Source organism: Streptacidiphilus sp. PAMC 29251 (assembly GCF_054208735.2).
In genome coordinates this window covers 1,088,363-1,109,005 of sequence record NZ_CM135725.2, presented here as the reverse complement: position 1 = coordinate 1,109,005, position 20,643 = coordinate 1,088,363, and the positions used below count along the sequence as shown (strand labels likewise).

The 20,643-nt window shown below is 68.3% G+C and carries 17 protein-coding genes and 1 pseudogene; 9 read left to right on the top strand and 9 right to left on the bottom strand.

Annotation, left to right across the window (positions count from 1 at the left end; genetic code table 11):
* Nucleotides 1–79: 79 nt before the first annotated feature.
* From ACXKR8_RS05185 to ACXKR8_RS05165, 5 genes are all read left to right on the top strand, one after another.
* Entirely contained in the window at nucleotides 80–2,413 is a 2,334-nt protein-coding gene (locus ACXKR8_RS05185; RefSeq protein ID WP_458271710.1) for an SAM-dependent methyltransferase, read from the top strand.
* A 189-nt stretch (nucleotides 2,414–2,602) separates the two neighbouring features.
* Nucleotides 2,603–3,034 carry an ATP-binding protein gene (locus ACXKR8_RS05180; RefSeq protein ID WP_458271709.1) on the top strand — a complete coding sequence of 144 codons (432 nt, stop codon included), beginning with the start codon at nucleotides 2,603–2,605 and terminating at the stop codon, nucleotides 3,032–3,034.
* 128 nt (nucleotides 3,035–3,162) lie between these two features.
* Nucleotides 3,163–3,450: a hypothetical protein gene (locus ACXKR8_RS05175; RefSeq protein ID WP_458271708.1), complete on the top strand. Its 288-nt coding sequence runs from the start codon at nucleotides 3,163–3,165 to the stop codon at nucleotides 3,448–3,450.
* Nucleotides 3,451–3,455: 5 nt separating this feature from the next.
* Nucleotides 3,456–4,088 carry a glyoxalase gene (locus ACXKR8_RS05170; protein ID WP_458271707.1) on the top strand — a complete coding sequence of 211 codons (633 nt, stop codon included), beginning with the start codon at nucleotides 3,456–3,458 and terminating at the stop codon, nucleotides 4,086–4,088.
* 64 nt (nucleotides 4,089–4,152) lie between these two features.
* On the top strand, nucleotides 4,153–4,626 hold the full coding sequence (locus tag ACXKR8_RS05165; RefSeq protein ID WP_458271706.1) for an iron chaperone: 474 nt from the start codon (nucleotides 4,153–4,155) through the stop codon (nucleotides 4,624–4,626).
* Nucleotides 4,627–6,647: 2,021 nt separating this feature from the next.
* On the opposite strand, the gene ACXKR8_RS05160 is transcribed toward ACXKR8_RS05165, so the two are convergent.
* From ACXKR8_RS05160 to ACXKR8_RS05150, 3 genes are all read right to left on the bottom strand, one after another.
* A complete protein-coding gene (locus ACXKR8_RS05160; RefSeq protein WP_458271705.1) occupies nucleotides 6,648–7,928 on the bottom strand; it encodes a tetratricopeptide repeat protein in 1,281 nt (426 codons plus the stop codon).
* Between the two features lie 873 nt (nucleotides 7,929–8,801).
* Nucleotides 8,802–9,155: a helix-turn-helix transcriptional regulator gene (locus ACXKR8_RS05155; protein ID WP_462100336.1), complete on the bottom strand. Its 354-nt coding sequence runs from the start codon at nucleotides 9,153–9,155 to the stop codon at nucleotides 8,802–8,804.
* The gene (locus ACXKR8_RS05150) at nucleotides 9,106–9,777 is read right to left on the bottom strand and encodes a hypothetical protein (protein ID WP_462100335.1); all 672 of its coding nucleotides are present in this window, start codon (nucleotides 9,775–9,777) and stop codon (nucleotides 9,106–9,108) included. Before ACXKR8_RS05150 ends, ACXKR8_RS05155 begins: the two co-directional genes overlap by 50 nt.
* Before the next feature lie 764 nt (nucleotides 9,778–10,541).
* Between ACXKR8_RS05150 and ACXKR8_RS05145 the strand changes: the two genes are divergently transcribed.
* The 3 genes from ACXKR8_RS05145 to ACXKR8_RS05135 all read left to right on the top strand — a co-directional run bounded on the left by ACXKR8_RS05145 (nucleotide 10,542) and on the right by ACXKR8_RS05135 (nucleotide 14,236).
* Nucleotides 10,542–12,041: a PLL family lectin gene (locus ACXKR8_RS05145; RefSeq protein WP_458271703.1), complete on the top strand. Its 1,500-nt coding sequence runs from the start codon at nucleotides 10,542–10,544 to the stop codon at nucleotides 12,039–12,041.
* Nucleotides 12,042–12,169: 128 nt separating this feature from the next.
* A complete protein-coding gene (locus ACXKR8_RS05140) occupies nucleotides 12,170–13,405 on the top strand; it encodes a transglycosylase family protein (RefSeq protein WP_458271702.1) in 1,236 nt (411 codons plus the stop codon).
* A gap of 84 nt (nucleotides 13,406–13,489) precedes the next feature.
* Nucleotides 13,490–14,236 carry an ISL3 family transposase gene (locus ACXKR8_RS05135; RefSeq protein ID WP_462100334.1) on the top strand — a complete coding sequence of 249 codons (747 nt, stop codon included), beginning with the start codon at nucleotides 13,490–13,492 and terminating at the stop codon, nucleotides 14,234–14,236.
* Between the two features lie 168 nt (nucleotides 14,237–14,404).
* Here ACXKR8_RS05135 and ACXKR8_RS05130 read toward each other — a convergent pair whose 3' ends face one another.
* Genes ACXKR8_RS05130 through ACXKR8_RS05115 form a run of 4 tightly spaced genes read right to left on the bottom strand, consistent with a single transcriptional unit; the run spans nucleotide 14,405 to nucleotide 17,409 of the window.
* Nucleotides 14,405–15,109: a 2'-5' RNA ligase family protein gene (locus ACXKR8_RS05130; protein WP_458271700.1), complete on the bottom strand. Its 705-nt coding sequence runs from the start codon at nucleotides 15,107–15,109 to the stop codon at nucleotides 14,405–14,407.
* 12 nt (nucleotides 15,110–15,121) lie between these two features.
* Complete coding sequence (locus ACXKR8_RS05125; protein WP_458271699.1) at nucleotides 15,122–15,658, bottom strand: hypothetical protein; 537 nt, start codon at nucleotides 15,656–15,658, stop codon at nucleotides 15,122–15,124.
* 33 nt (nucleotides 15,659–15,691) lie between these two features.
* On the bottom strand, nucleotides 15,692–16,162 hold the full coding sequence (locus ACXKR8_RS05120) for a hypothetical protein (protein ID WP_458271698.1): 471 nt from the start codon (nucleotides 16,160–16,162) through the stop codon (nucleotides 15,692–15,694).
* The gene (locus tag ACXKR8_RS05115; RefSeq protein WP_458271697.1) at nucleotides 16,159–17,409 is read right to left on the bottom strand and encodes an IS256 family transposase; all 1,251 of its coding nucleotides are present in this window, start codon (nucleotides 17,407–17,409) and stop codon (nucleotides 16,159–16,161) included. Before ACXKR8_RS05115 ends, ACXKR8_RS05120 begins: the two co-directional genes overlap by 4 nt.
* A gap of 372 nt (nucleotides 17,410–17,781) precedes the next feature.
* Between ACXKR8_RS05115 and ACXKR8_RS05110 the strand changes: the two are divergent.
* A pseudogene (locus ACXKR8_RS05110) lies at nucleotides 17,782–17,982 on the top strand (transposase); the annotation flags it as partial.
* Here the strand turns inward: ACXKR8_RS05110 and ACXKR8_RS05105 are convergent.
* Together ACXKR8_RS05105 and nicT are read right to left on the bottom strand one after the other, a co-directional pair.
* Complete coding sequence (locus ACXKR8_RS05105; protein WP_458274904.1) at nucleotides 17,895–18,788, bottom strand: amidohydrolase family protein; 894 nt, start codon at nucleotides 18,786–18,788, stop codon at nucleotides 17,895–17,897. The pseudogene ACXKR8_RS05110 and the gene ACXKR8_RS05105 overlap by 88 nt on opposite strands.
* 300 nt (nucleotides 18,789–19,088) lie before the next feature.
* Nucleotides 19,089–20,219: a Nickel transporter NicT gene (gene nicT / locus ACXKR8_RS05100; protein ID WP_458271696.1), complete on the bottom strand. Its 1,131-nt coding sequence runs from the start codon at nucleotides 20,217–20,219 to the stop codon at nucleotides 19,089–19,091.
* Nucleotides 20,220–20,643: the final 424 nt, after the last annotated feature.

Sequence of the window (20,643 nt, the reverse complement as noted above, 5' to 3'; positions counted from 1 at the left end):
GACCAGGACGACCGCGCGCAGCCGCCGCGCCGCTCGCGCGGATCTCCGGTGACAGGGCGATGCTTCTACTATGCCAGGTGTGGATGATGCGGCGCGGGAGGTGCTGCGCGCGGTCCAGGTGGCGGCGGGCCTCGGGGCCGGCCGTCGCGGGGCGGGTGCGGCGGGTCTGCTGCGGTGGTGCGCCGGAGAGCTGGGGGCCCGGGTGCAGCTGGTGGCGGCCGATCAGGTGCGGGGCGTGGAGGTGGCGGGTGTGGCCGGGGCGGAGGTCGAGCAGCTGGTGCGGGGACGGGTCCCGGGTCCGCTCGTCGGAGACGGTGCCGCGGTGGTGGTGGTGCCGTGCTTCGTCGGGGCGGGGACGGGAGGTGCGCTGGTGGCCGAACGCCGCGGGGCGCCGTTCACGACCGCGGAGGTGGAGGCGCTGGAGACGGTGGCCGGCGGGATGGGCCTGCTGGGATGGGCGGCCGGCGTGGCATCGCGCGAGGAACGGCTGAGCGGGGCCGCCGCGGGGGTGCGGGTGGCCGCTCTGCAGCAGCTTATGGCCGGCGATCTGGTGCGGGCCGGCCGTACCGTGGAGCCGCTGGTACCGGGGCTGTTGGCGGCCGGTGCCGGGACGGTGGCGATCGTGGAGGGTGCGACGGGCGAGACCCGCGCGGGCCTGGCGGTGGAGGTGGAGGTGGCGGTGGCCGACGCCGGGCTCGTGGTGTTGTGCCCGGTCTCCGACCGGCAGGTCATCGTGGTGTACCCGGCCGGCCGGGGGATGCTGGAGGCATTGCTGGAGCCGGTGTGCGGGCGTGCGCCGGGACGGGCAGCGGGCCTCAGTACGGTCACCCCGTGGCATTCGACCTCGACCGCCTACGAGGCCGCGGTCGCGGCACTGGCGCGGGCGCGCGGGGGCACGCGCGGTGCTGCGCCCCGGCCGGCCGGGGCGGCAGGACAGGTGTGCGTACACGACGGGCGGCCTCCGCTGACCGAGCGCCTGGGCGCGGATGCCCGGATGTGGGCTGCCCTGGCCCTGCAACCCCTGGACGTCCTGCCGGACTCGGAGCGCGACGCCCTGCTGCACTTGGCGCAGCAGACGCTGTGGTGGGGTCCGGAGGGTGGGGCCCGCCTGGTCGGCATGCACCGCGACACCCTCACTGACCGGCTGGGCGAGCTGTTCGCGAGGCTGGGGGCCGACCGCGGCGCCCTGTGGCAGCGTGCGGGGGTGTACCTGGCAGTGCGGATGGCGGGACTGCCCCTGCCGATGATGCTGGACCGGCGCGTGAGTCTGCCGGAGATCCTGGACCACCCCGGGGCTCGGGCCTGGGCAGCTGAGATCCTCGGCCCGATCAGTGGCCTGCGCGGTGGGGCGACGATCCTGCGCAGTGCGGCCGCCTGGGTGACGGCCGACTTTCGCCCCGAGCCGGCCATGGCCGAACTCGGCGTTGCGCGCGAAACCTTGTACCGGCGGCTGCGGAAGGCCGGCGCCGCCGCCCACCTGGACATCCTGTCCTACCCCGGGCCCCGGCTGGAACTCGCTCTGGCTCTCGCCATCGCCGGGCAGGTGCGCATCAGTGACCTGCCGACACCTGCCCGCCGCCTGGACCGGCTGACACCAGGGAGGCCCGTGCCGTTGGACGACGCGAGCATTGACACCAGCCAGCCGCACACCGCCAGGATGTACGACTACTTCCTGGGCGGACGCACCAACTTCGCCGCGGACCGGCAAGCCGCTGAGCGGGTGCTGCACGACGCCCCGTACACGGTGACCTCCGCCCGGGAGAACCGCTCCTACATGCACCGCGCCGTACGGGTGCTCGCTCGCACCGGCATCGACCAGTTCCTCGACGTCGGCTCGGGCATCCCGATCTCGCCGAACCTCCACGAGATCGCCCAGGCCCGGAACCCGGCCGCGCGCGTGGTCTACGTCGACAACGACCCGATCGTCCTGGCCCATGCCCGTGCCCTGCCGGCCTCCAGCAAACAGGGCGCCACGGACTACGCGGAGGCCGATCTGCGCGACGGTGCGGCCCTGCTCAGCCTGCCCGCAGTCCGCGGCACCCTGGACCTGTCCCGGCCGGTGGCGCTCAGCCTGCACGCGGTCCTGCACTTCGTCATCGGTGACAGCGGCTACGACCTGGTCCGCGACCTGGCTGCGCCGCTGGCCCCCGGCAGCTGCCTCTCGATCACCCACGGCACCGCGGACTTCGATCCTGAGGTCGTAGGCGCTGTCATCGCCCACTACAACCGTGCCGGGCAGTCCGTCATGGTCCGCGACAAGGTGCAGATGCAGGCGTTCGCCGACCGCATCGGCCGCCCCGCGGAGATCCTCGAACCGGGCATCGTCGGAGTGCCGCTGTGGCGCCCGGATCCCGGAACCGATGTCGCGCCCCCGCCCTACCACGCCTACGCCATGCTCATCCGCCTGCTCTGACCCCCCTCCGGGGGACCATCCCCGTGGCCCGGCCGTTCCTCCGACCGCGCCCCGCGGCCTTTCCCCACGAGATTTTCCGCGCCAGTCCCGACACCGGCAGGCGCCAGTCACCTCCCCGCAGCCCCCGGCGGTTCCTAACGTGGCAGGTACAGGTACCACGGCAACCCGAGAGCGACGATGGGGCGTCCCATGACCAGCAACCTTCCGACCAGCACCACCCCCTGCAGAGACGTGGAACTGCGGCTTCCCGCGGACCGGGCGGCCCCGGCCGCCGCCCGCGATCACACCCGGCACGCCCTGGCCGACTGGTCCACCCCGGGACCCGTCACCGACGCCGCGCTGCTGGTCGTGAGTGAGCTGGTCACCAACGCCGTGCTGCACGGCAGCCGCCGCGGCCGGACAACGCCCGTGACAGTGGAACTGCACCTGCGCCCCGAGCACCTGGCCGTAGCTGTGACCGACGGCCACCACCGCGACGGCGCCCCAGCCCCCCGACAGGCCCGCTCACAGGCCGAACACGGCCGGGGACTGGCCATCGTCACCGCGCTGGCCATCGCCTGCGGCCACACCACTGGCCCCGGTTGCACCACTGCCTGGGCTCACCTGCCTCTCAGAGTCTGATCACCCACAGTTCTCCCTGCTCCGGCCATTCCCCTCGACTGATCGGACATCCCCGTCGAGCACCTGCGGTGCCTGCCTCGGTGGCACCCCGGTTTCTCGTGCACACCAGCGAAAAGAGAGTGCTTTTCATGTATCAGCCCGAATGGAGGCGCACACGCAGCGAGGTGCTGCGCCTGAGCGACCTCGCACGACTGCGCCTCGGCGACCTCAACGTGACCGAGGTGTGCTTCGCGGCCGGCTACTCGTTGCTGGGCACCTTGAGCAGCCGCTTTACCCAGTCGGTCGTTCTGCCGCCCAGCGCGTTCCGGCATCGCGCGACGAGCTCTGCGGCGGGGTTGCCGCCGTGCGCGGCGAAACAGGTGACACATCTGATCAGGAATCAAGAAGCGCCGGTCGCCAAGCTGCGAATAGCGTGACAGGCATGGCGTTCATCGACTCTGTCACCCTCGAGGTGGCCGATCCTTCGGCCACTCGCCGCTTCCACACCGCTGCCTTCGGAGTGGACACGCGGATACGCCTGCGGGCATCGGAGGCGCCCACAACCGGCTTCCGTGGGTTCACGCTGGCCCTCACGGTGTCCGGGCCGGCGACCGTCGACAGTTTCATCGACGACGCCGTGGATGCCGGCGCAACGGTGCTGAAGCCCGCCGAGAAGTCGCTGTGGGGTTACGGCGGCGTCGTCCGCGCCCGGGACGGGACCATCTGGAAGATCGCGACCTCGGCCAAGAAGGACGCCGGCCCGGTCACCCGCGAGATCGACGAGGTCGTCCTGCTGCTCGGCGTCGAGGACGTGAAGGCCAGCAAGCGGTTCTACGTCGGCCGGGGTCTGACCGTGGCCAAGAGCTTCGGCGGCACGTATGCCGAGTTCTCCCCAGGTCACTCCAGCCGCGTCAAGTTGGCGCTCTACAAGCGCCGTGCCCTGGCCAAGGACATCGGCGTTGCCGCCGACGGCAGCGGCTCGCACCGAATCGTGCTCGGCAGCTCCGCGGGGCCTTTCGTCGACCCGGACGGATTCGCCTGGGAGGCCGCGTCGCCAGCCGCCGCGGTGCCCTGACCCGCGGGGTGCTCTGACCCGCGACCCACACCCTGTTCCATCCCTGCATGAGAGGAAATGCGCCATGACGCGCACGAAGTCATCCGCCCAGAGCACCGGCACGGTCGCCGGGCAGCACGACGGATTCACAGCCGATGAGCGGGACGCGATGAAGGAACGCGCCAAGGAGGTGAATGCCGGTCACCGCAGCCGGCGCGTGGCCAAGGCGGACACCGAGAACGAGGTACTGGCGAAGATCGCCGAGATGCCGGAAGCGGACCGGGTCCTCGCCGAGCGGATCCACGCCATCGTCAGGGCCGCCGCTCCGGACCTCATGCCCAAGCTCTGGTACGGGATGCCCGCCTACGCCAGAGACGGCAAGATCATCTGCCACTTCCAGAGCGCGCAGAAGTTCAAGTCGAGGTATGCCACGCTCGGCTTCAGCGACCAGGCCGCACTTGACGACGGCACCGTGTGGCCGAGCGCCTACGCGGTAAAGGAGTTGACCGCGGCTGACGAGAAGCGCATCAGCGCGCTCGTCACGAAGGCTCTGAGCTGAAGCCGAGGTCACCGTCGATCCCATCCGCGACTCGGTGGAAGCCATCAACCTGGAGCTGACGCAGATCCTGGCCCACCTCGGGCGTTTGCGGGGCCTGTTCGATCCTGTCACCTGTCGAGCGCACTGAGCGGGAAAGCGCTCCGCGGATCCACGTCGTAGACAGGCCAGTCTTCAACCATGTGGACGCCGAAGCGAGCCGGGTCAATATTTACGGTCGCAATGAAGACGAACCCACCCTCGTGCTTCCGGTAGCCGATGGAGAATCCCGCACAGATTGCCGACTCTGCGGTTCGCCCAGGGTCTGCTTCGTCTCCTGACTCGGCCCACAGGCCCGGAGAACTCCCGACCAGACTGATCGCCTGGTGTGTGGCGAGCGGACCCTCCGGCCGGTTCCCAATGGGGAGGGCGTCGCCCCCAAGTGCCAGGTGAGCGGCCCGAGCTCGGGCTTCCGCCCTGTCGTAGTGCCGTCCCGACGTGCAAACGATCGCGACGGCGTCTCCTGCCGACCAACCGAGGGTGACCTCTTCAGCCGGTGCACCGACCATTCCGTCCCAGTGGCTGAACCATCTCTTCCTGGGTGCGCCTCGACCTATCGGGACATTTCGATCGTCGAACTCGTACAGATCGAAGCCTGCCGGCACAAAGAGGCTCAAGGCGATCACAGCTTTCGGTGGTGGTTTTACGCCGTACGGGCCGGAGTTCAGAGGCATGAGCCCATCGAAGGTGCCGAACACGGGGACGTGGAGTGCGCGGCCACAAACTGCTCCACCCGGCGTGACCCTCAACTGCTTGCCCTCTCAAGCAACGGCATTGGCCGGGTACATCGAAGTGGAACCGGATCGAGGATCGGCTCTCCCGCAACACCATGAATTGGAACACACACCACCGTGCCGGTATCCGAACCTGGTCAGTAGACGTGGAGAAACCCCCGGCAGCGCTCAATGCGGGAGTGGCTGCCGGGGGCTTCGTCGTCGCCCGGGCCCACGGGGGAGGCGCCGGGAGACGGTCAGGGGGAGGCAGCCGTGGCCACCTCGTCGATCGGCATCGCTGCCCCGAGCCGGTCCAGTGCAACACCCGCCGGGCCTCGTCCTGAGGCGGTAGGTCCGCGTGCTGGGGTACCTCGTCGGCGACCACCCGGGCCGTTCCGGCGAGCAAATTGCCTGTCCGGACATAGTCGTCGACCGGTGGAATCGCCGCATCGGAGGCGCCGGTCGGGCAAAAGCTCCTGCGTGATCCGCTCTTGCGGGTCGTGGACGTGGTGGCTGCTCAAAGGAATTTCGCCTTCTGGAGTGTGGGGCGGGGCAGGGTGCGCAGGGGCTCCCGGGGCGCGGCAGACAAGACCTCGGGCGGATCGGCTTCGGCGCGGCCGCATCAAGGGGGACCCTTCCGCGGGGCCGTGCCTCCATCGCACCGGCCCCTCGTTCGGGCGCGCCCCTATCCCACCACCTCGCGTACTTGTCATGCGAGAGCCAGCGTGATGCTTCATTGATGCTTCCCCCTACCCGTGGGTAACCAATGGAGATCCTGCGCTCGGGGGCGTCAGCCACAGCGGCGTCACGGTCTCTTGACCAGGCGTCAAAGCTGCGGCGCCGTAAGTCATCCGGGTGTTGACGCCGGAGCCGGAGCTCGCGGCGTCGACCAGGATGTCCTCCTGCGCAGTCTCGGCCGCCAACTGCCGGGTCGGCGCATTGAGAACCGTCTTGGACAGGCGGTGGGCAGGGCATCTATCCAGATCCGGTGCGATGACGGCGGCCCGGTGGTGGTCGATCGCGATGGCCGCGTTGTTCGACCCGTCACCTCGCGGGCGCCTTCATCGTGCAACTGTTCCGCGGCCACCTGCGCCGACCCGGTTCACGGCCGGTGACCACGACCTCGTGGTCCACCACCAGGGGACCGGGCGTGCGCTCGGCCCGCCGCGGCTGGAGCCGGTCATCAGGGTGACGCGCGCGGGGCCGGAGGCCTCCACAGCCCCTGTGCGATCAGGTGGCCACCCGCTCGTCCGCTTCCTGCACCGTCGGAGTTCAATCCGCTGGGGGAAGCAGCTGGCGGACCCGCCGGTAGCGGTCCAGGTTGCGTTGCGAGGTTCCCCGGGCGAGGTTCGGCAGCACTTGGTCCAGCAGGGCGCAGCTGCGCTCGACCTCGCCCAGGCCGGCGGCGGCCTCGGCTTCGAGCAGGGTGAGGGTGACGCGGTCGGGTGGGCGGGTGCCGGGTTGGTCGGCGAGGGCCCACTCGAACCAGTGGGCGGCGTCCGCGTTCCGGCCCGCCGCCCGGTGGCACGTTGCGACTTGCACCCGGAACTCGGCCACGTCGAACCATGCCCACGCCGGCACCGGGTCGGCGGGATCGACCCGGGCCATCAGGGTCTCCGCGCGTACCAGCAGACGGTCGCAGTGTGTGATGTCGCCGGCGATCGCCGCCGCCCGGGCCTGGCGCACCGTCAGCATGGCCTGCATGGCCGCGGGTGCGTGCGCGATCCGTCGGCAGGCAATCTCCGCCACCTCCAGGGCCTCGGCCGGTCGGCCGCTGTCGAGCAGCACCAGCGCCAGGGACTTGAGGACGTTCGCGCCCAGCAGCGGGTCATCGGCCGCGTGTGCGGCCCGCAGTGCCCCCACCAGGTAGCGCTCTGCGGCGGCGAGCCGGCCGGCGTCCACGTGGGCCCAGCCGGTCAGCCGGGCGATCTCCGCGATGGCGGCCAGCAGCCGCGGCGTCTCGGCCGGCCCGCACAGCCGGGCCCGCAGCAGTTCGCACGCCGCGTCAAGCTCGCGCTCCAGGTAGACCCGGGTGGTGGGTCCGCCGTGAGTTGCCTCCAGCGCCCGCAGCCGGTCCAGGCGCTCCTCGACCGTGTCGACAATGCCCACGTTGCTGTCCCGCGGGTGGGTCGCACTCAAGTCCGGTGCGGGAGCCGCGGCCCAGGCGCTGGCGAACGCCGTCCCCGCTCCGGAAGGCAGGGTGAGGAAGCCGCGCCGGTCCAGTGTGCCGCCCACCGCCTTGTTCAGAGCGTCGACGCAGCCGCGTAGCGTCCATGACGCCTCCGTGTGCAAAGAATCGCCCTTGGGAAGCCAATCGGGCCACGGCACTTCCTTGAGCCGTTCGACGGGCACGCCTATCTCAGCTGCCAGGGCCCGCTGGGTGTCCTCGTCAGGGACACTGACCTCGGCCTCCCACCGAATGGACTTCGCCCTGTTCGCGGCCAGTCCCAGACGGGCGGCCAGCAGGTCGACCACGTCCTGGTGCGTCCATCCCCTCTCGGCGCGCAGCAGCGCCAAGGGATGTGAGTGGATCTGGGAAGAGGGCCGAGCCATGGAGCGGATGTCCCGTTCATGTGAGTGTGTGGACCCCGGGGACGAGGTGTAGCGGCGGCAGAGCACGGGTGAGCACTGCCGATCTCCTCCGGGTCGTGCTGGGTGGCGTGCCGAGCGAGGTCCTGCTGGAGCGCGGTTGTGGACGCGTAAGCGTCAGCCGGGTGCCGTTGAGCGGTACATACGCCGCGGTCAGGTACGCAGGCACAGCACACCGCGGCCCGTGCCGGCGCGAGGACCTACCCGTCCCGAAGGGTCCCGCCGGTGTGTCCTCGAACAGCAGGACTCGCTGCACAGCAAGTTCCGGCCCTGTGTCCTTCTCACCTGTTGCTGTGCACGTTGATTTCAGGTGGGCGCAGCGATCGGATCAGCGCTGGGGGCAGTCAGTGCCGGCGGGCGAACAGAGCGGCAGCCACGGAACTCCACCAGTCAGGGTGATGTCCCCATGAGCAGGGACGGCGAGCGAGTCCAGCAAAGACACCATTCCACGGCGGCGCATCGTTGTGGCGACTCTGCTGTGCGGCCGCCCCGTTGGCGGTGCAGGGGGGCAGCACAGAGGTGGCCGCCTGATCGCGAGCCGGTGGTGAGCATGGGAGGTGGTGAATGCCATGGATATCACGCTAGCTGCGGCTCGGCAACCGGCGCTTCTTGATTCCTGATGGGTGTGGGACGACCTTGCGAATGGTGGTGCAGAGGAGTCTGGTGCCGTCGCCGCTGCGTTACTACGAGGAGATCGGCCTGCTGCCTCCCTCCGATTCGTCAAGGAGACCAGGGGCCTGCGGGACGCGGTGGCGGATTGCCTGGTGTGCGGTTGCATGAGCTCTGAGACCTGCGGACTGCTCGGTGCCGGTGGGCAGTCCTGACAGATCGAGCTGGTCAGAGCCAGCCCTTCTGGGTGGCCTTGATGCCGGCTTCGAAGCGGCTGGTGGCGTTCAGCCGTTCCATGACGGAGGCCATGTGGCGGCCGACGGTGCGTGTGGAGATGCCCAGGCGTTGGCCTGCGGTGTCGTCGGTCAGGCCGGTGCCGAGCAGCTGAAGGAGTTGGCGTTCGGTGTCGGTCAGGCCGGTTTCGGGGTCTTCGGAGCGGGTTGCGCCCAGGGGGACCGCGGTGTTCCAGGCAAGGTCGAAAAGTTGGATCAGTGCGGTGACCAGGCCAGGTTCGGTGACGTGCAGTGCGCCTTCACGAGAGTTGTCGGGATTGACCGGGACCAGAGCCTGAACCCGATCCACGATGACCATCCGCTGGGGGAGGGTTGGGGCTGTGCGGACCTCGGCGCCGCGGACTGGCCAGCCACTGGGTGTGGCTGGCGAGAAGGGGGTCCTTCCGTCCAGCGTCCGGAAAGAGGGATTTGAACCTGATTCCACGGGAGAGGGCTTCGTCGTCGGCGATACGGGCGGCGGCGATACTGGTGGGGCGCAGAGCCGCATCAGGTTGGATACCTCGGACTTCGGCTGTGGCGGCGCAGCCCATTTGGGCCAGGCGGCTTTGGATGGCGTCCATGCCCAGGAGACGCTCTCCGTGGGCGGCGCGGGTGGTGGCGCGGTCCGCGACCATGCGGGTGACAGCGGCGCGGGAGGCGGCGAGCTGAGCCTGGCGCGCGGCCAGGGCGGCGTCTTCGCGGGCGAGCATGTCGGCCAGACCGACCTCGGGGGAGACGGCCCACATCTGGCCGGGGCGTTCGCCGGAGGCACGTACCAACTTCAACGCGGCCAGTTCGTCCAGGCAGTCACGGATCTGACCGTCTGACAGGCACAGGCGTACGGCGAGTTCATCCGTGTCCAGGACCGGATGGTCGAGCATGGTTCGGTAAACGGCCTCGGCCTGGGTGCTCAGCCCCACTGCCTGCAGCATCCGCGATTCCCCCCCTGAGGATGTTGATGAGGCCGCCTGCAAGCAGCCTCCGGCGCACTCATGCCGACAGGTCGCGCAGTGCCCGAACAAGGTCTCCATTGACGAGCATCCATGCAGGCAGAGGGCACATAGGGCGCCCTCTGACGACCAAAGGGCCATTGCATGGATCTGCCCCGTCGGGGGTAGCCGGCAGCAGTAGGTGCTGCCATTGACATGCCCATGATCCCGTGTCCGAAGTCGGCCTGGCCGACTGGAGACAGGTGTAATCCCTAGCGCTGTCGTCCATCGGCAACGAAGCTGGATCCATCGTCGCCGGAGGGCACAGGAATGGCAAGTGAACCAGTGAAACCGCAGAGCGTGAAGATCAATATTGGACGCAATGTGCTGCCTGGCGGCAAGTACCACTGTTCCTGCGGCCGGTAGTCTCACCACCCGGACAGTTCTCATTGAAATTGAACTGTCTCGTGGACATCATCCACGCCGGACGGCACCACCGTCGGCGGGCGTGGTGCCGGTCGGCTTAGCTGACGACGCAACAGACGCACTGCGGGCCAACGTTGTGACCGGCGACGGGCTGCTACACGCCGACGACCGCGCCCACGCGGTTTCCTGGCGCCAACGGCGCCGAACCACCCACGCCACCTTACGCACTACCCGTTTGCCTGGGACCGCCCCAGGACGGACGTTCCTGCGGCGCAACCGCCAACTGGGCAAGCGCCGCATGCGAACAAGCACTTTCCAACCCACCTCAAGGAGTCCGCACCATGCACGTGCCCCAGCGCACCCGCACGTTTCTCACGCTGTCCATCGCCGTGACCACCGCAGCCGTGGTGGGCCTGGGCGGATCGACCTCCGCCTTCGCCTCCCCCGGGGCATCCCCGGCCTCCTCTTCCGTCAAGGACCGCGGTGGCGCCGGCCAGGGGCCGGTCACCCCCGTGGGGCAACCCACCAACGGTCGGACCGGTGTCCGCAGCCTCGCCACCCCCCAGGTCAGTGCACCGACGCTGACGCGAAGCCAGGTACTCTCCCGCGCCGCCGGCTGGGTCGGGCTCGGCCTCGTCTACACCCACACCGGGGCCGAATACCAGGGGTATCGTGAGGACTGCTCCGGCTATGTCTCGATGGCCTGGGAACTGGGTGCCTCGCTCGACACCACCAGTTTCGTGCCCGACGGCGTGGCCTCCTGGATCAGCAAGGGGGCGCTCAAGCCCGGTGACGCACTGCTCAACGACGCTGCCGGGAGCGCCGGGCACATCGTGATCTTCGCCGGTTGGACCGACTCCTCGCAGACCTCCTACATGGGTTACGAGTTCACCGGCACGGGGGTCCACTACCGCAGTATCCCCTATCCCTACTTCGCGGGATTCGGAACCTTCAAGCCGGTCCGCAACAACAGCGTCGTCGACGATCCCTCCGGGGTTCCGGACACGATGCACGTGGACACGATCGTGGGGGGCAATGTGTACGACAACCAGCGCAACGGTGACGGGTCCTGGACCGGGTCGAGTCTGTTGGACCAGGGCGGTGGGATTGCCCAGTCGGCGGTCACGGGGCTGGCGAACGGCACGATGCACGTGCAGACCCTGGTGGCGGGGAAGGTCTATGACCGTCAGCGCAACACGGGCGGGTCCTGGTCCGATCCTGCGCTGCTCGACGGCTCGGGCAGCATCACCGCTGTGGCTTCCGCTTCGTTGCCCGACGGGACGATGCATGTGGACACCGTGGTGGGTGGCAAGGTGTACGACAACCAGCGCAACGCCAATGGGGGTTGGACCGGTGCCGCGCTGGTGGACGGTGGTGGTGGCGTGAGTGCGATCTCCGTGGCCGGCCTGCCCAACGGGACCCTGCACGTGCAGACCCTGGCCGGCGGGAAGGTGTACGACAACCAGCGCAACACCAACGGCTCCTGGACGGGTCCCGCGATCGTGGACGGTGGTGGTGGTGTGAGTGCGATCGCCTCCGCGGGGCTGCCCGACGGGACGATGCATGTGGACACCCTGGCCGGCGGGAAGGTGTACGACAACCAGCGCAACACCAATGGGTCCTGGACCGGTGCCGCGATCGTGGACGGCAGCGGCAGCATCAGTGACATCGCGGCCTCCGGCCTGCACGACGGCACCCTGCACATCCAGACCCTGACCGGCGGCAAGGTGTACGACAACCAGCGCAACACCAACGGCTCCTGGACCGGCGCCGCGATCGCCGACAGCAGCGGCTACATCACCAGCATCGCCAGCGGCGGCTTCGGATCCTTCAACAACTGACCCACACGTAGGAGGCGGGGCTCGCCGGCAACCACGCCGACGGACCCCGCCAACGTTCCCGATGTGCCCCGAACAGGGGCGGCGGTGCACACCGGGCGAACCAACCGCCCCGGACCCGAGGACCCGCGATGTCCGTGAACAACCGCATGAAGAAGATTCTGACTGCCGCTGCCCTGGCCGCCGCCGTCACTGCCCCGCTGGCTGCGGCCGGACCAGCCGGCGCCGCCTCGGTCAGCACCTGGGAGAAGGTCGCCCAGTGCGAGAGCAGCGGCAACTGGTCCATCGACACCCACAACGGCTACTACGGCGGACTGCAGTTCTCCCTGAGTACCTGGGACGCTTACGGCGGCCAGGCGTATGCCGCCTACCCCAACCAGGCCACGGAGAAGCAGCAGATCCTCATAGCCGAGAAGGTCCTGGCCGGCCAGGGCCAAGGCGCATGGCCCGTCTGCGGACCCGCCGCCGGCCTGGGCGCCGACCACGCCAACCCCTACCCCACCACGCCGCCGTCCTCCGGGGTTCCGGACACGATGCACGTGGACACGATCGTGGGGGGCAATGTGTACGACAACCAGCGCAACGGTGACGGGTCCTGGACCGGGTCGAGTCAGTTGGACCAGGGCGGTGGGATTACCCAGTCGGCGGTCACGGGGCTGGCGAACGGCACGATGCACGTGCAGACCCTGGTGGCGGGGAAGGTCTATGACCGTCAGCGCAACACGGGCGGGTCCTGGTCCGATCCTGCGCTGCTCGACGGCTCGGGCAGCATCACCGCTGTGGCTTCCGCTTCGTTGCCCGACGGGACGATGCATGTGGACACCGTGGTGGGTGGCAAGGTGTACGACAACCAGCGCAACGCCAATGGGGGTTGGACCGGTGCCGCGCTGGTGGACGGTGGTGGTGGCGTGAGTGCGATCTCCGTGGCCGGCCTGCCCAACGGGACCCTGCACGTGCAGACCCTGGCCGGCGGGAAGGTGTACGACAACCAGCGCAACACCAACGGCTCCTGGACCGGTCCCGCGATCGTGGACGGTGGTGGTGGTGTGAGCGCGATCGCCTCCGCGGGGCTGCCCGACGGGACGATGCATGTGGACACCCTGGCCGGCGGGAAGGTGTACGACAACCAGCGCAACACCAACGGGTCCTGGACCGGTGCCGCGATCGTGGACGGCAGCGGCAGCATCAGTGACATCGCGGCCTCCGGCCTGCACGACGGCACCCTGCACATCCAGACCCTGACCGGCGGCAAGGTGTACGACAACCAGCGCAACACCAACGGCTCCTGGACCGGCGCCGCGATCGCCGACAGCAGCGGCTACATCACCAGCATCGCCAGCGGCGGCTTCGGATCCTTCAACAACTGACCCACACGTAGGAGGCGGGGCTCGCCGGCAACCACGCCGACGGACCCCGCCAACGTTCCCGATGTGCCCCGAACAGGGGCGGCGGTGCGAGAAGGACGGGCCGCTGCATGCCATAAGCTCGGCGTAAATGAGTTGTTCGACAAGGGGGTCGGGATCTACGCGATCGCCAAGGCCCTGGGGCTGGATCCCAAAACGGTCGGGAAGTACGCGCACGCAGCCACAGTTGGAGAGATACCCACGGGTGATGCCCATCGGGACACGGAGATCCGGCCCTACCTCGCCCACCTGCACCGACGCTGGAACGAGGGCTGCACGGACGGTGCCAGGCTGTGCGAGGAGATCCGAGAACTGGGCTACCGGGGCAGTACGCGGACGGTCCGCCGCCATCTGCAGCCGGTACGCGCCGCAGGAACGCCCGCGCCCAGGGTCGCCCAGGCGCTGACCGTACGCCAGGCCACCCAACTGCTGACCCGCCACCCGGCCTCGCTCGACGAGACCGAGAAAATCCAGCTCAAAGGGTTGTTGGCTCGATGTTCCGAGCTGGATGCCATCGCCGAGTGCGTCCGCACCTTCGCCGAGATGATGCGCGACAAGCGCGGAGCCGAGCTTGAGGACTGGCTCATCGGTGCCGAGCGCACCCAGCTTGCACCGCTTCGAACTCTGGCCCGTGGCCTGCGTCAGGACTTCGCCACCGTCACCGCCGGGCTGACCCTCGAGTGGAGTTCGGGCAAGGTCGAAGGCAACGTGAACCGCATCAAAATGCTCAAAAGAGTCGGATACGGCCGAGCCGGATTCGACCTCCTGAGACGCCGGGTCCTCTACGCCTACTGACGAAGAACATGACCCTGTGTCACCACTCCACGGAAAGTGGATGAGAGCCATTTCTGGTGGCCACCAGCCTGGACACCAGACGACCGCCCACCTGGGCATCTCAATGACCGTTGACACCTGCCGACGCGGGGGTGATCCGCCGGCCATCAAATCGGCCGTCAACAATGCTTAAGTCAACGGCAAGCAGTGGAACCTGTCCCAGGTGTATCGACCTGGCTCGCGCCTGAGTTCGACCAGATCGACGTGAGTGATGTCGAGGGTGACAGGTGGGTGGCTGCGAAGGCTGCTGACAGCGTCGATGAGGGGTTGTGCGGCTTGGACGGTCTTGCTGTATGCCAGCCCCAGATGAGGACGGAAGCGCTCTGTGGGTTTCCCTCCGGGGAGTCCCAGTTCCTCCTGGAAGCGAGTGAGGGCAGTGTGCAGGGCGATGAGGGGCGTCCAGGGGACGACTGAGTAGCGGACGGCCCCCGCAGACCCAGTCAGTGGGTGGGCGGTGAGCGTGAAGGGTGGGCCGAGACGACCTTCGGCCTTCTCGGCAAGTGCGTCGATCTGCTGCTCGGTGATGTCGCTCCGTCTGCCTGCCCGGGTCAGTGTGAGATGAAGGTCGGCGGGCCGGATCAGGTCGAGACTGGTTCGTGCCAGGGCGTGTTGAAGCGTTCGAGCGGAGTCAGCCAACTCAGAATTTCCGTTGAAGGTCAGCAGCCAGTAGACGACACGGGTCTCCCTTGTCCATCCTGTGCGGTCCCAGTGGTTCTTGGTCTGGTCGAGCTGGTCGAAGGCCCGCTGGTCCGTGGAGAGGATGGCGGCAGGGTCGTCGTAGTCAGCCGGGGGATGCGGGGGGAACGTACCGGGATGATGGGCCAGTGAGGGCATTGATTTCCTAGATCAGGTGGTGAGCGTGCTGGCGGCGGGGGCCGCGCGCCAGGCGGTGAGGGCTTCGGCGTAGTCCTGCACGGCCGTATGCGTGTACCAGGGAGCGGCTGCCTGTTGGAGTTCCTGGGCTCGCTGGAGTACCGACCGGATCGGGGTGGCTGCCCCGGCGCGCAGCGCCTGCGTGCCCAACTCCATGGCGCGCTCCAGGTCGGGCGTCGGCCCCCGTAGGCAGGCGGTCGCTTGATCGAGTCGGACGAGAGCGCGGCTCCAGGCGGAGTCCGAGGAGTCTACCTGGCCTTCGATCTGGGCAGCGAGAGAGTGCACCTTGCCGGTGTCCCCGAGGGATAGTCGGGCGGTGACGGCGTTGGCGAGTAGGCGGGCGTGGGAGTACGGGACGTCCAGGGCGATGCAGGAGGTCAGGCCGTTGGGCAAGTCGGTCTTCTCGGCCAGGGTGATGGCCTGGCCGATGGCTGCCTCGGCACCGTAGCGGTCGTGGAGTCGGCCGAGTGCCCGTGCTCGGCCGTTGACCGGCAGCCGGATCGCGAGCAATAGTCAAGACTTGTGGATGAAGTGACCTGCGGCTCAGTGTGAGCTGTGCCGCTGGAGGGTGGTCTTGGCGGTGTTGCGGATCCGTTTGGTGCGGCCTTGCTCGGCGAGGAGGCTGACCGCGTCGGTGTTCGATGTGGTGGCCACTATGAGCTGAAGCCAGTTGGATGAGCCCAGGAGGGTGTCCGGGCGCCAGGGCTGACCCAGCGCGACGGCCCGGAAGAGGGACCATTCCTGCAGGCGCTGCGCCAGGAACGGAGAGCTCGTCGTGGCTTGGGTCATCATCTCGGCCCAGGGCTCGTAGCCAGGTCCGAGGTGGAGTGCGCTGGCGCGGTGGTCCAGGTGCCGTAGGACGGCGGACTCGGCCATCATCTGGTCCGGATCGGCAAGGACTTCGCAGATCAGCCCGGGCTCGTCGGCGTCAGTGACCTGTTCCAGCGCGCTCAGGTAGGTCCAGAAGCGCAGGTGCTCGGCCGGCTCCTCCGATTGGAGTGCGTCGTCGGTCATGCGACCTGCTCCTGCCGCTCGACAAGGACACCATTCTCGAAAGTGGCGCCTGCGCGAACGAGGGCGACCAGGTGGGCGCCGGTGATCGCGCGCCAGCGGTCCTGGGCGGACTCGACCAGCTTGAACACCATCGCCAGGGCTGCGGCCGGGCTGCCGGCGCCGCGGGTGACCTTGGTGCGGAGCTTGACGGTGGAGAACGTCGACTCGATGGGGTTCGTGGTGCGCAGGTGGATCCAGTGTTCGGCCGGGAAGTCGTAGAACGCCAGCAGTTCTTCCCGGTCGTCGGTGATCTTCGCGGCGGCCTTGGGCCACTTGGTGCCGTAGGTCTTCTCTAACGCCTTGATCGCCTTCTCGGCGTGCGCGCGGTCCTCGGCGTTGTAGATCTCCTGCATCGCCTTCGTCGCCCCCGGCTGCGCGGACTTCGGCAGGGCATTGTTCACATTTCTGGATTTATGAACCCAGCATCGCTGATGGCGGGCTACGGGAAAGACCTCGGCCAGGGCCTTCCACAGGCCCATCGCGCCGTCGCCGACCACCAGTTCCGGGTCGCGCATGCCGCGACGGCGGCAGTCCCGCAGCAGGTCGGCCCACGACTCGGTCGACTCGCGCAGTCCCTCGGCGATGGCGATCAGCTCCTTGGTGCCGTCGACGCGCACTCCGAGCAGGACCAGGACGCACGAGTGCGCCTGCCCGAGGCCCACCTTGGGGTGCACCCCGTCGGCCCACACATAGACGAAGTCCCGGTCCGACAGGTCACGGGCCTGGAAGGCGGTGTGGTCCTCGCCCCACTGCCTCGTCAGCCGGGTCACGGTCGCTGGCGAGAGCCCGGCGGCCGAGCCGAGGAACTGCTCCAGCGCGGGCACGAAGTCCCCCGACGACAGGCCGTGCAGGTAGAGCAACGGCAGCACCTCGCTGACCTTCGGCGACTTGCGGCACCACGGCGCCAGGATCTTCGAGGAGAACCGCATGCGCTCGCCCGTGGACTCATCGACGCGGCGGTCGTTCACCCGGGGCGCGGTGACCTCGATGGCCCCGGCGGCCGTGGCCACGGTCCGGGGCCGGTGGCGGCCATTGCGGACCACCAACCGACGTCCGTGCTCGTCGGTCTCGGCAGTCAGCTCGGCTATGTACTGGTTGACTTCCGCCTCCAGAGCGGCGGCCAGCATGCGCCGGGCACCTTCGCGGACAATCTCGTCGATCAGGGAGCCGGACTGGGTGGAGCCGTCGTCGGTGACTACGCTGAGCACTGGGCGTACCTTCCCGACCCGCGCTGCAACGCGGGCCTACTCGGAGACCTTAAGGATCATTCGGGAAGGTACGCCCTCCGCGTGCCCTCCCGGAACCGATCCACAAGTCTTGAGCATTGCTCTCTTCGCATCGCCGTGGCGCGGATCGCCTATCAGGCCGCGGCCTGGAGCCTCCCACTCGACGCAGAGGTGTTGACTGACCTGGAGCTGGTCGCAAGCGAAGTCGTCCACAACGCGGTGAACCACAGCTCCGGCTCCATCAGGGGCAGCTTCCACCTGAGTAGTGGCCGCTGATCGGCGGAGCCCCTTCTTCCCTCTGAGGTTGGTTCGCTTTGACGGACATTCGAGATCCGGGGTCGCGACCCCGGAGGGATGTCCATCATGGAAGGCATGGGGAAGAAGAAGCCTCGGCCGCGGCGGTCGTTCACGCCGCAGTTCAAGGCCGACATCGTTGAGCGCTGCCGGCGCGGGGACCGCACCGTCGGTCAGGTCGCCAAGGACTTCGACCTGACCGACGGTGCGGTGCGGGACTGGGTCAAGCAGGCCCAGATCGACGCTGGTGAACGCGAAGCGCTGACCAGCGACGAGCAGGAGGAGTTGGCGGCACTGCGGCGGGAGAACCGCCGCCTGCGCGGGGACGTGGAGATCCTGCGGCGCGCGACAGCTTTCTTCGCAGCGGGGACCCGGTGAACGTGCACCCGTTCATCGAGGCGGAGAAGCAGCTGGGCCACAATGGCAAACGCGCCTGTGAGCTCCTGAAGGTCTCCCGGACCGCCTACTACGCACGCCGCAGCCCCGTCATCGGACCGCGCCTGGCCCGCGACCTGGAATTGACTCAGGAGATCGCAGCCGTCCATGCCCGCTCGTACGGCACCTACGGCGCCCCGCGCGTCCACACGGTCCTGCAGTGCCAGGGCCAGGGCCCAGCGGGTGCGGCCGTCGGCGCGTCGCCCGCCTGATGCGCCAGGCCTGGTCGTTGTCTCCTGTCCGAGGGTGCGGAGCGTTGATGTCAGGTGGGCGCCGGGATTGGCTGCGATGCGCTCCAGGACGGCGTCGAGGTCGGCACGGGACCACCAGGAACCGTCTCGCATCACACCTGCGATCTTGTGAAGCGCGTGGTGGTCCTCCAGCGGGTCCTCGGCCAGGAGCACCAGATCGGCGGGCATGCCGGGGAGGATGCGGCCGAAAGCGGCCTCCCTGCCGAGGAATCGGGCCGGTTCGGTCGTCGTCATCCGCAGGATGGCCAGCGGGTCCAGTCCGGCCTCGGCGAGGTAGTCGAACTCGTCGTGCAGCGCGAATCCGGGGATGACGCCGATGGCCCCGCACGCGTCGGTGCCCGCGACCATGGGTACCCCGGCGTCGGCGAAGGTCTTGATCATCCGCAGTTGCGCGTTCCAGTGGTGGCCCAGGGCCTTGCGGGTGACGTCGGGGAGCTTGGAGAACTTCTTCGCCGACTTCTCCCAGGCGCGCAGCTCCTCATGGGCCATGTAGCGGCTTCGCGGGTCGGCGGTGTGTTCGGACGCGTCGCCGCGCCCCCACTTGCGCGCGATCGCGCAGCGCATCGCCACCCAGGCGTCAGTGAGCATGAAAGGAGCTTCAGAGTCAAGCTAAGGGTGGCATCCGAGCAGGGGCCCTGATGGTCGGCCCACGGTGCTGATGAGCGACCCGGGAATACCTGTTCAGTCGGCTTCCTCGGCCGGGCGCAGCGTCGCGGTCCACTTCTCCTCAATTCGGGCGACGTGCCAGAACACCAGGGCGAAGATCCAGGTGGCGACGAACAGGCCGACGATCACGAAGCCGATGGTGTTCAGGTCCACCGAGCCGACGAAGTCCCAGAACGGGCCGGTGAGGCCGAGCTGGTCCTGGAGGATCGACAGCAGTTCGACGGTGCCGATGAGGAACGCGACGGCCACGGACAGTCCGGTGATGGTGATGTTGTAGTAGACCTTGCGGACGGGCTTGGAGAAGGCCCAGCCGTAGGCGAAGTTCATGAATGAACCGTCGATGGTGTCCAGTAGCGACATGCCGGCCGCGAACAGCACCGGCAGGCAGAGGATGGCGTACCAGGGCAGTCCGGAGGCAGCGCCGGAGCCAGCCAGGACGAGCAGGGCGATCTCGGTGGCGGTGTCGAAGCCGAGCCCGAACAGGACCCCGATGGGGTACATCTGCCACGGGCTGGTGATCGACTTCATCAGCCGCCCGAAGATCCGGTTCATGAACCCGCGGTTGTTGAGCTGCTCTTCGAGGGCGGCTTCGTCGAAGTCGCCGTGGCGCATCTGGCGGAAGACCCTGAGGATGCCGACCAGGATCACCAGGTTGATGCCGGCGATGATGTAGAGGAAGCCGCCGGAGACGCTGGTGCCGATCAGGCCGGTGTAGTGGTGCAGCGCGGAGTCGTCGTTCTGCACCGGCCCGGCCAGGGCTTTGACGCCGAGGCTGAGGAGGAACGCCAGCGCGAAGACGATGGTGGAGTGGCCGAGCGAGAACCAGAAGCCGACCGACAGCGGGCGCTTGCCGTCGTTCATGAGCTTGCGGGTGGTGTTGTCGATGGCGGCGATGTGGTCGGCGTCGAAGGCGTGCCGCATGCCCAGGGTGTAGGCGGTGATGCCGATCCCGATGCCGAAACCCTTGGCGCCCAGGCTTAGGTGCTGGGGGACCACGACGGCTATCAGCGTGAACCAACCAACGATATGCAGCAGAGCGATGAAGGAAAGCATGCCGCCCGCGCGCAGCCATTCCTGACGGGTCATCGAGGTGCGGACGCGGTGCCATCGGGATCTGGCGTCGGAGGTGGTCAGGGTGGTGGTCATGGCCGTGTACTTTCTCGGCGGGGACAACGACGGAACAATCTAGACACAAATTCTTATTGGTTGCAATACGTATGCAATAAGGAGTCGGTGCTCCGCCCCTCGTTGCATGGGGTTGAAATGATGTCCGATCGCCTCGAGGTCAAGAGCCCTGCGGTCGCCGTCGCACGCTGGTGCCGTCCGACCCGTTCGAAGAATTGCAGTCCGAGTTTGGGCTTCGGGGTCTGCTGTTGATTGCCCGGCGAGGGTCGGGGTGACGTGCAAACGGGCCCCCGCCGCGCTGACCCCGCCCTTCTCCACGGCGATGAGGTGGTATGCGGGAGGGGTAGGCGTAGCTAAACGGGTGTAGAAGGACGTCTCATGCGTGTTGGCTATGGGAATAGACCTAATCGGTCTTAGACAGTTATTGGATGGATAGTGTTGACTC

What these genes read in the sequence shown, in the direction of transcription:
- ACXKR8_RS05130 (WP_458271700.1), bottom strand. Translation starts at nt 15,109, where the DNA reads ATGCCCTCACTGGCCCATCATCCCGGTACGTTCCCCCCGCATCCCCCG.
- ACXKR8_RS05170 (WP_458271707.1), top strand. Translation starts at nt 3,456, where the DNA reads ATGGCGTTCATCGACTCTGTCACCCTCGAGGTGGCCGATCCTTCGGCC.
- ACXKR8_RS05120 (WP_458271698.1), bottom strand. Translation starts at nt 16,162, where the DNA reads ATGACCGACGACGCACTCCAATCGGAGGAGCCGGCCGAGCACCTGCGC.
- ACXKR8_RS05140 (WP_458271702.1), top strand. Translation starts at nt 12,170, where the DNA reads ATGTCCGTGAACAACCGCATGAAGAAGATTCTGACTGCCGCTGCCCTG.
- ACXKR8_RS05175 (WP_458271708.1), top strand. Translation starts at nt 3,163, where the DNA reads ATGTATCAGCCCGAATGGAGGCGCACACGCAGCGAGGTGCTGCGCCTG.
- ACXKR8_RS05160 (WP_458271705.1), bottom strand. Translation starts at nt 7,928, where the DNA reads ATGGCTCGGCCCTCTTCCCAGATCCACTCACATCCCTTGGCGCTGCTG.
- ACXKR8_RS05150 (WP_462100335.1), bottom strand. Translation starts at nt 9,777, where the DNA reads ATGCTGCAGGCAGTGGGGCTGAGCACCCAGGCCGAGGCCGTTTACCGA.
- ACXKR8_RS05180 (WP_458271709.1), top strand. Translation starts at nt 2,603, where the DNA reads ATGACCAGCAACCTTCCGACCAGCACCACCCCCTGCAGAGACGTGGAA.
- ACXKR8_RS05165 (WP_458271706.1), top strand. Translation starts at nt 4,153, where the DNA reads ATGACGCGCACGAAGTCATCCGCCCAGAGCACCGGCACGGTCGCCGGG.
- nicT (WP_458271696.1), bottom strand. Translation starts at nt 20,219, where the DNA reads ATGACCACCACCCTGACCACCTCCGACGCCAGATCCCGATGGCACCGC.
- ACXKR8_RS05145 (WP_458271703.1), top strand. Translation starts at nt 10,542, where the DNA reads ATGCACGTGCCCCAGCGCACCCGCACGTTTCTCACGCTGTCCATCGCC.
- ACXKR8_RS05105 (WP_458274904.1), bottom strand. Translation starts at nt 18,788, where the DNA reads ATGATCAAGACCTTCGCCGACGCCGGGGTACCCATGGTCGCGGGCACC.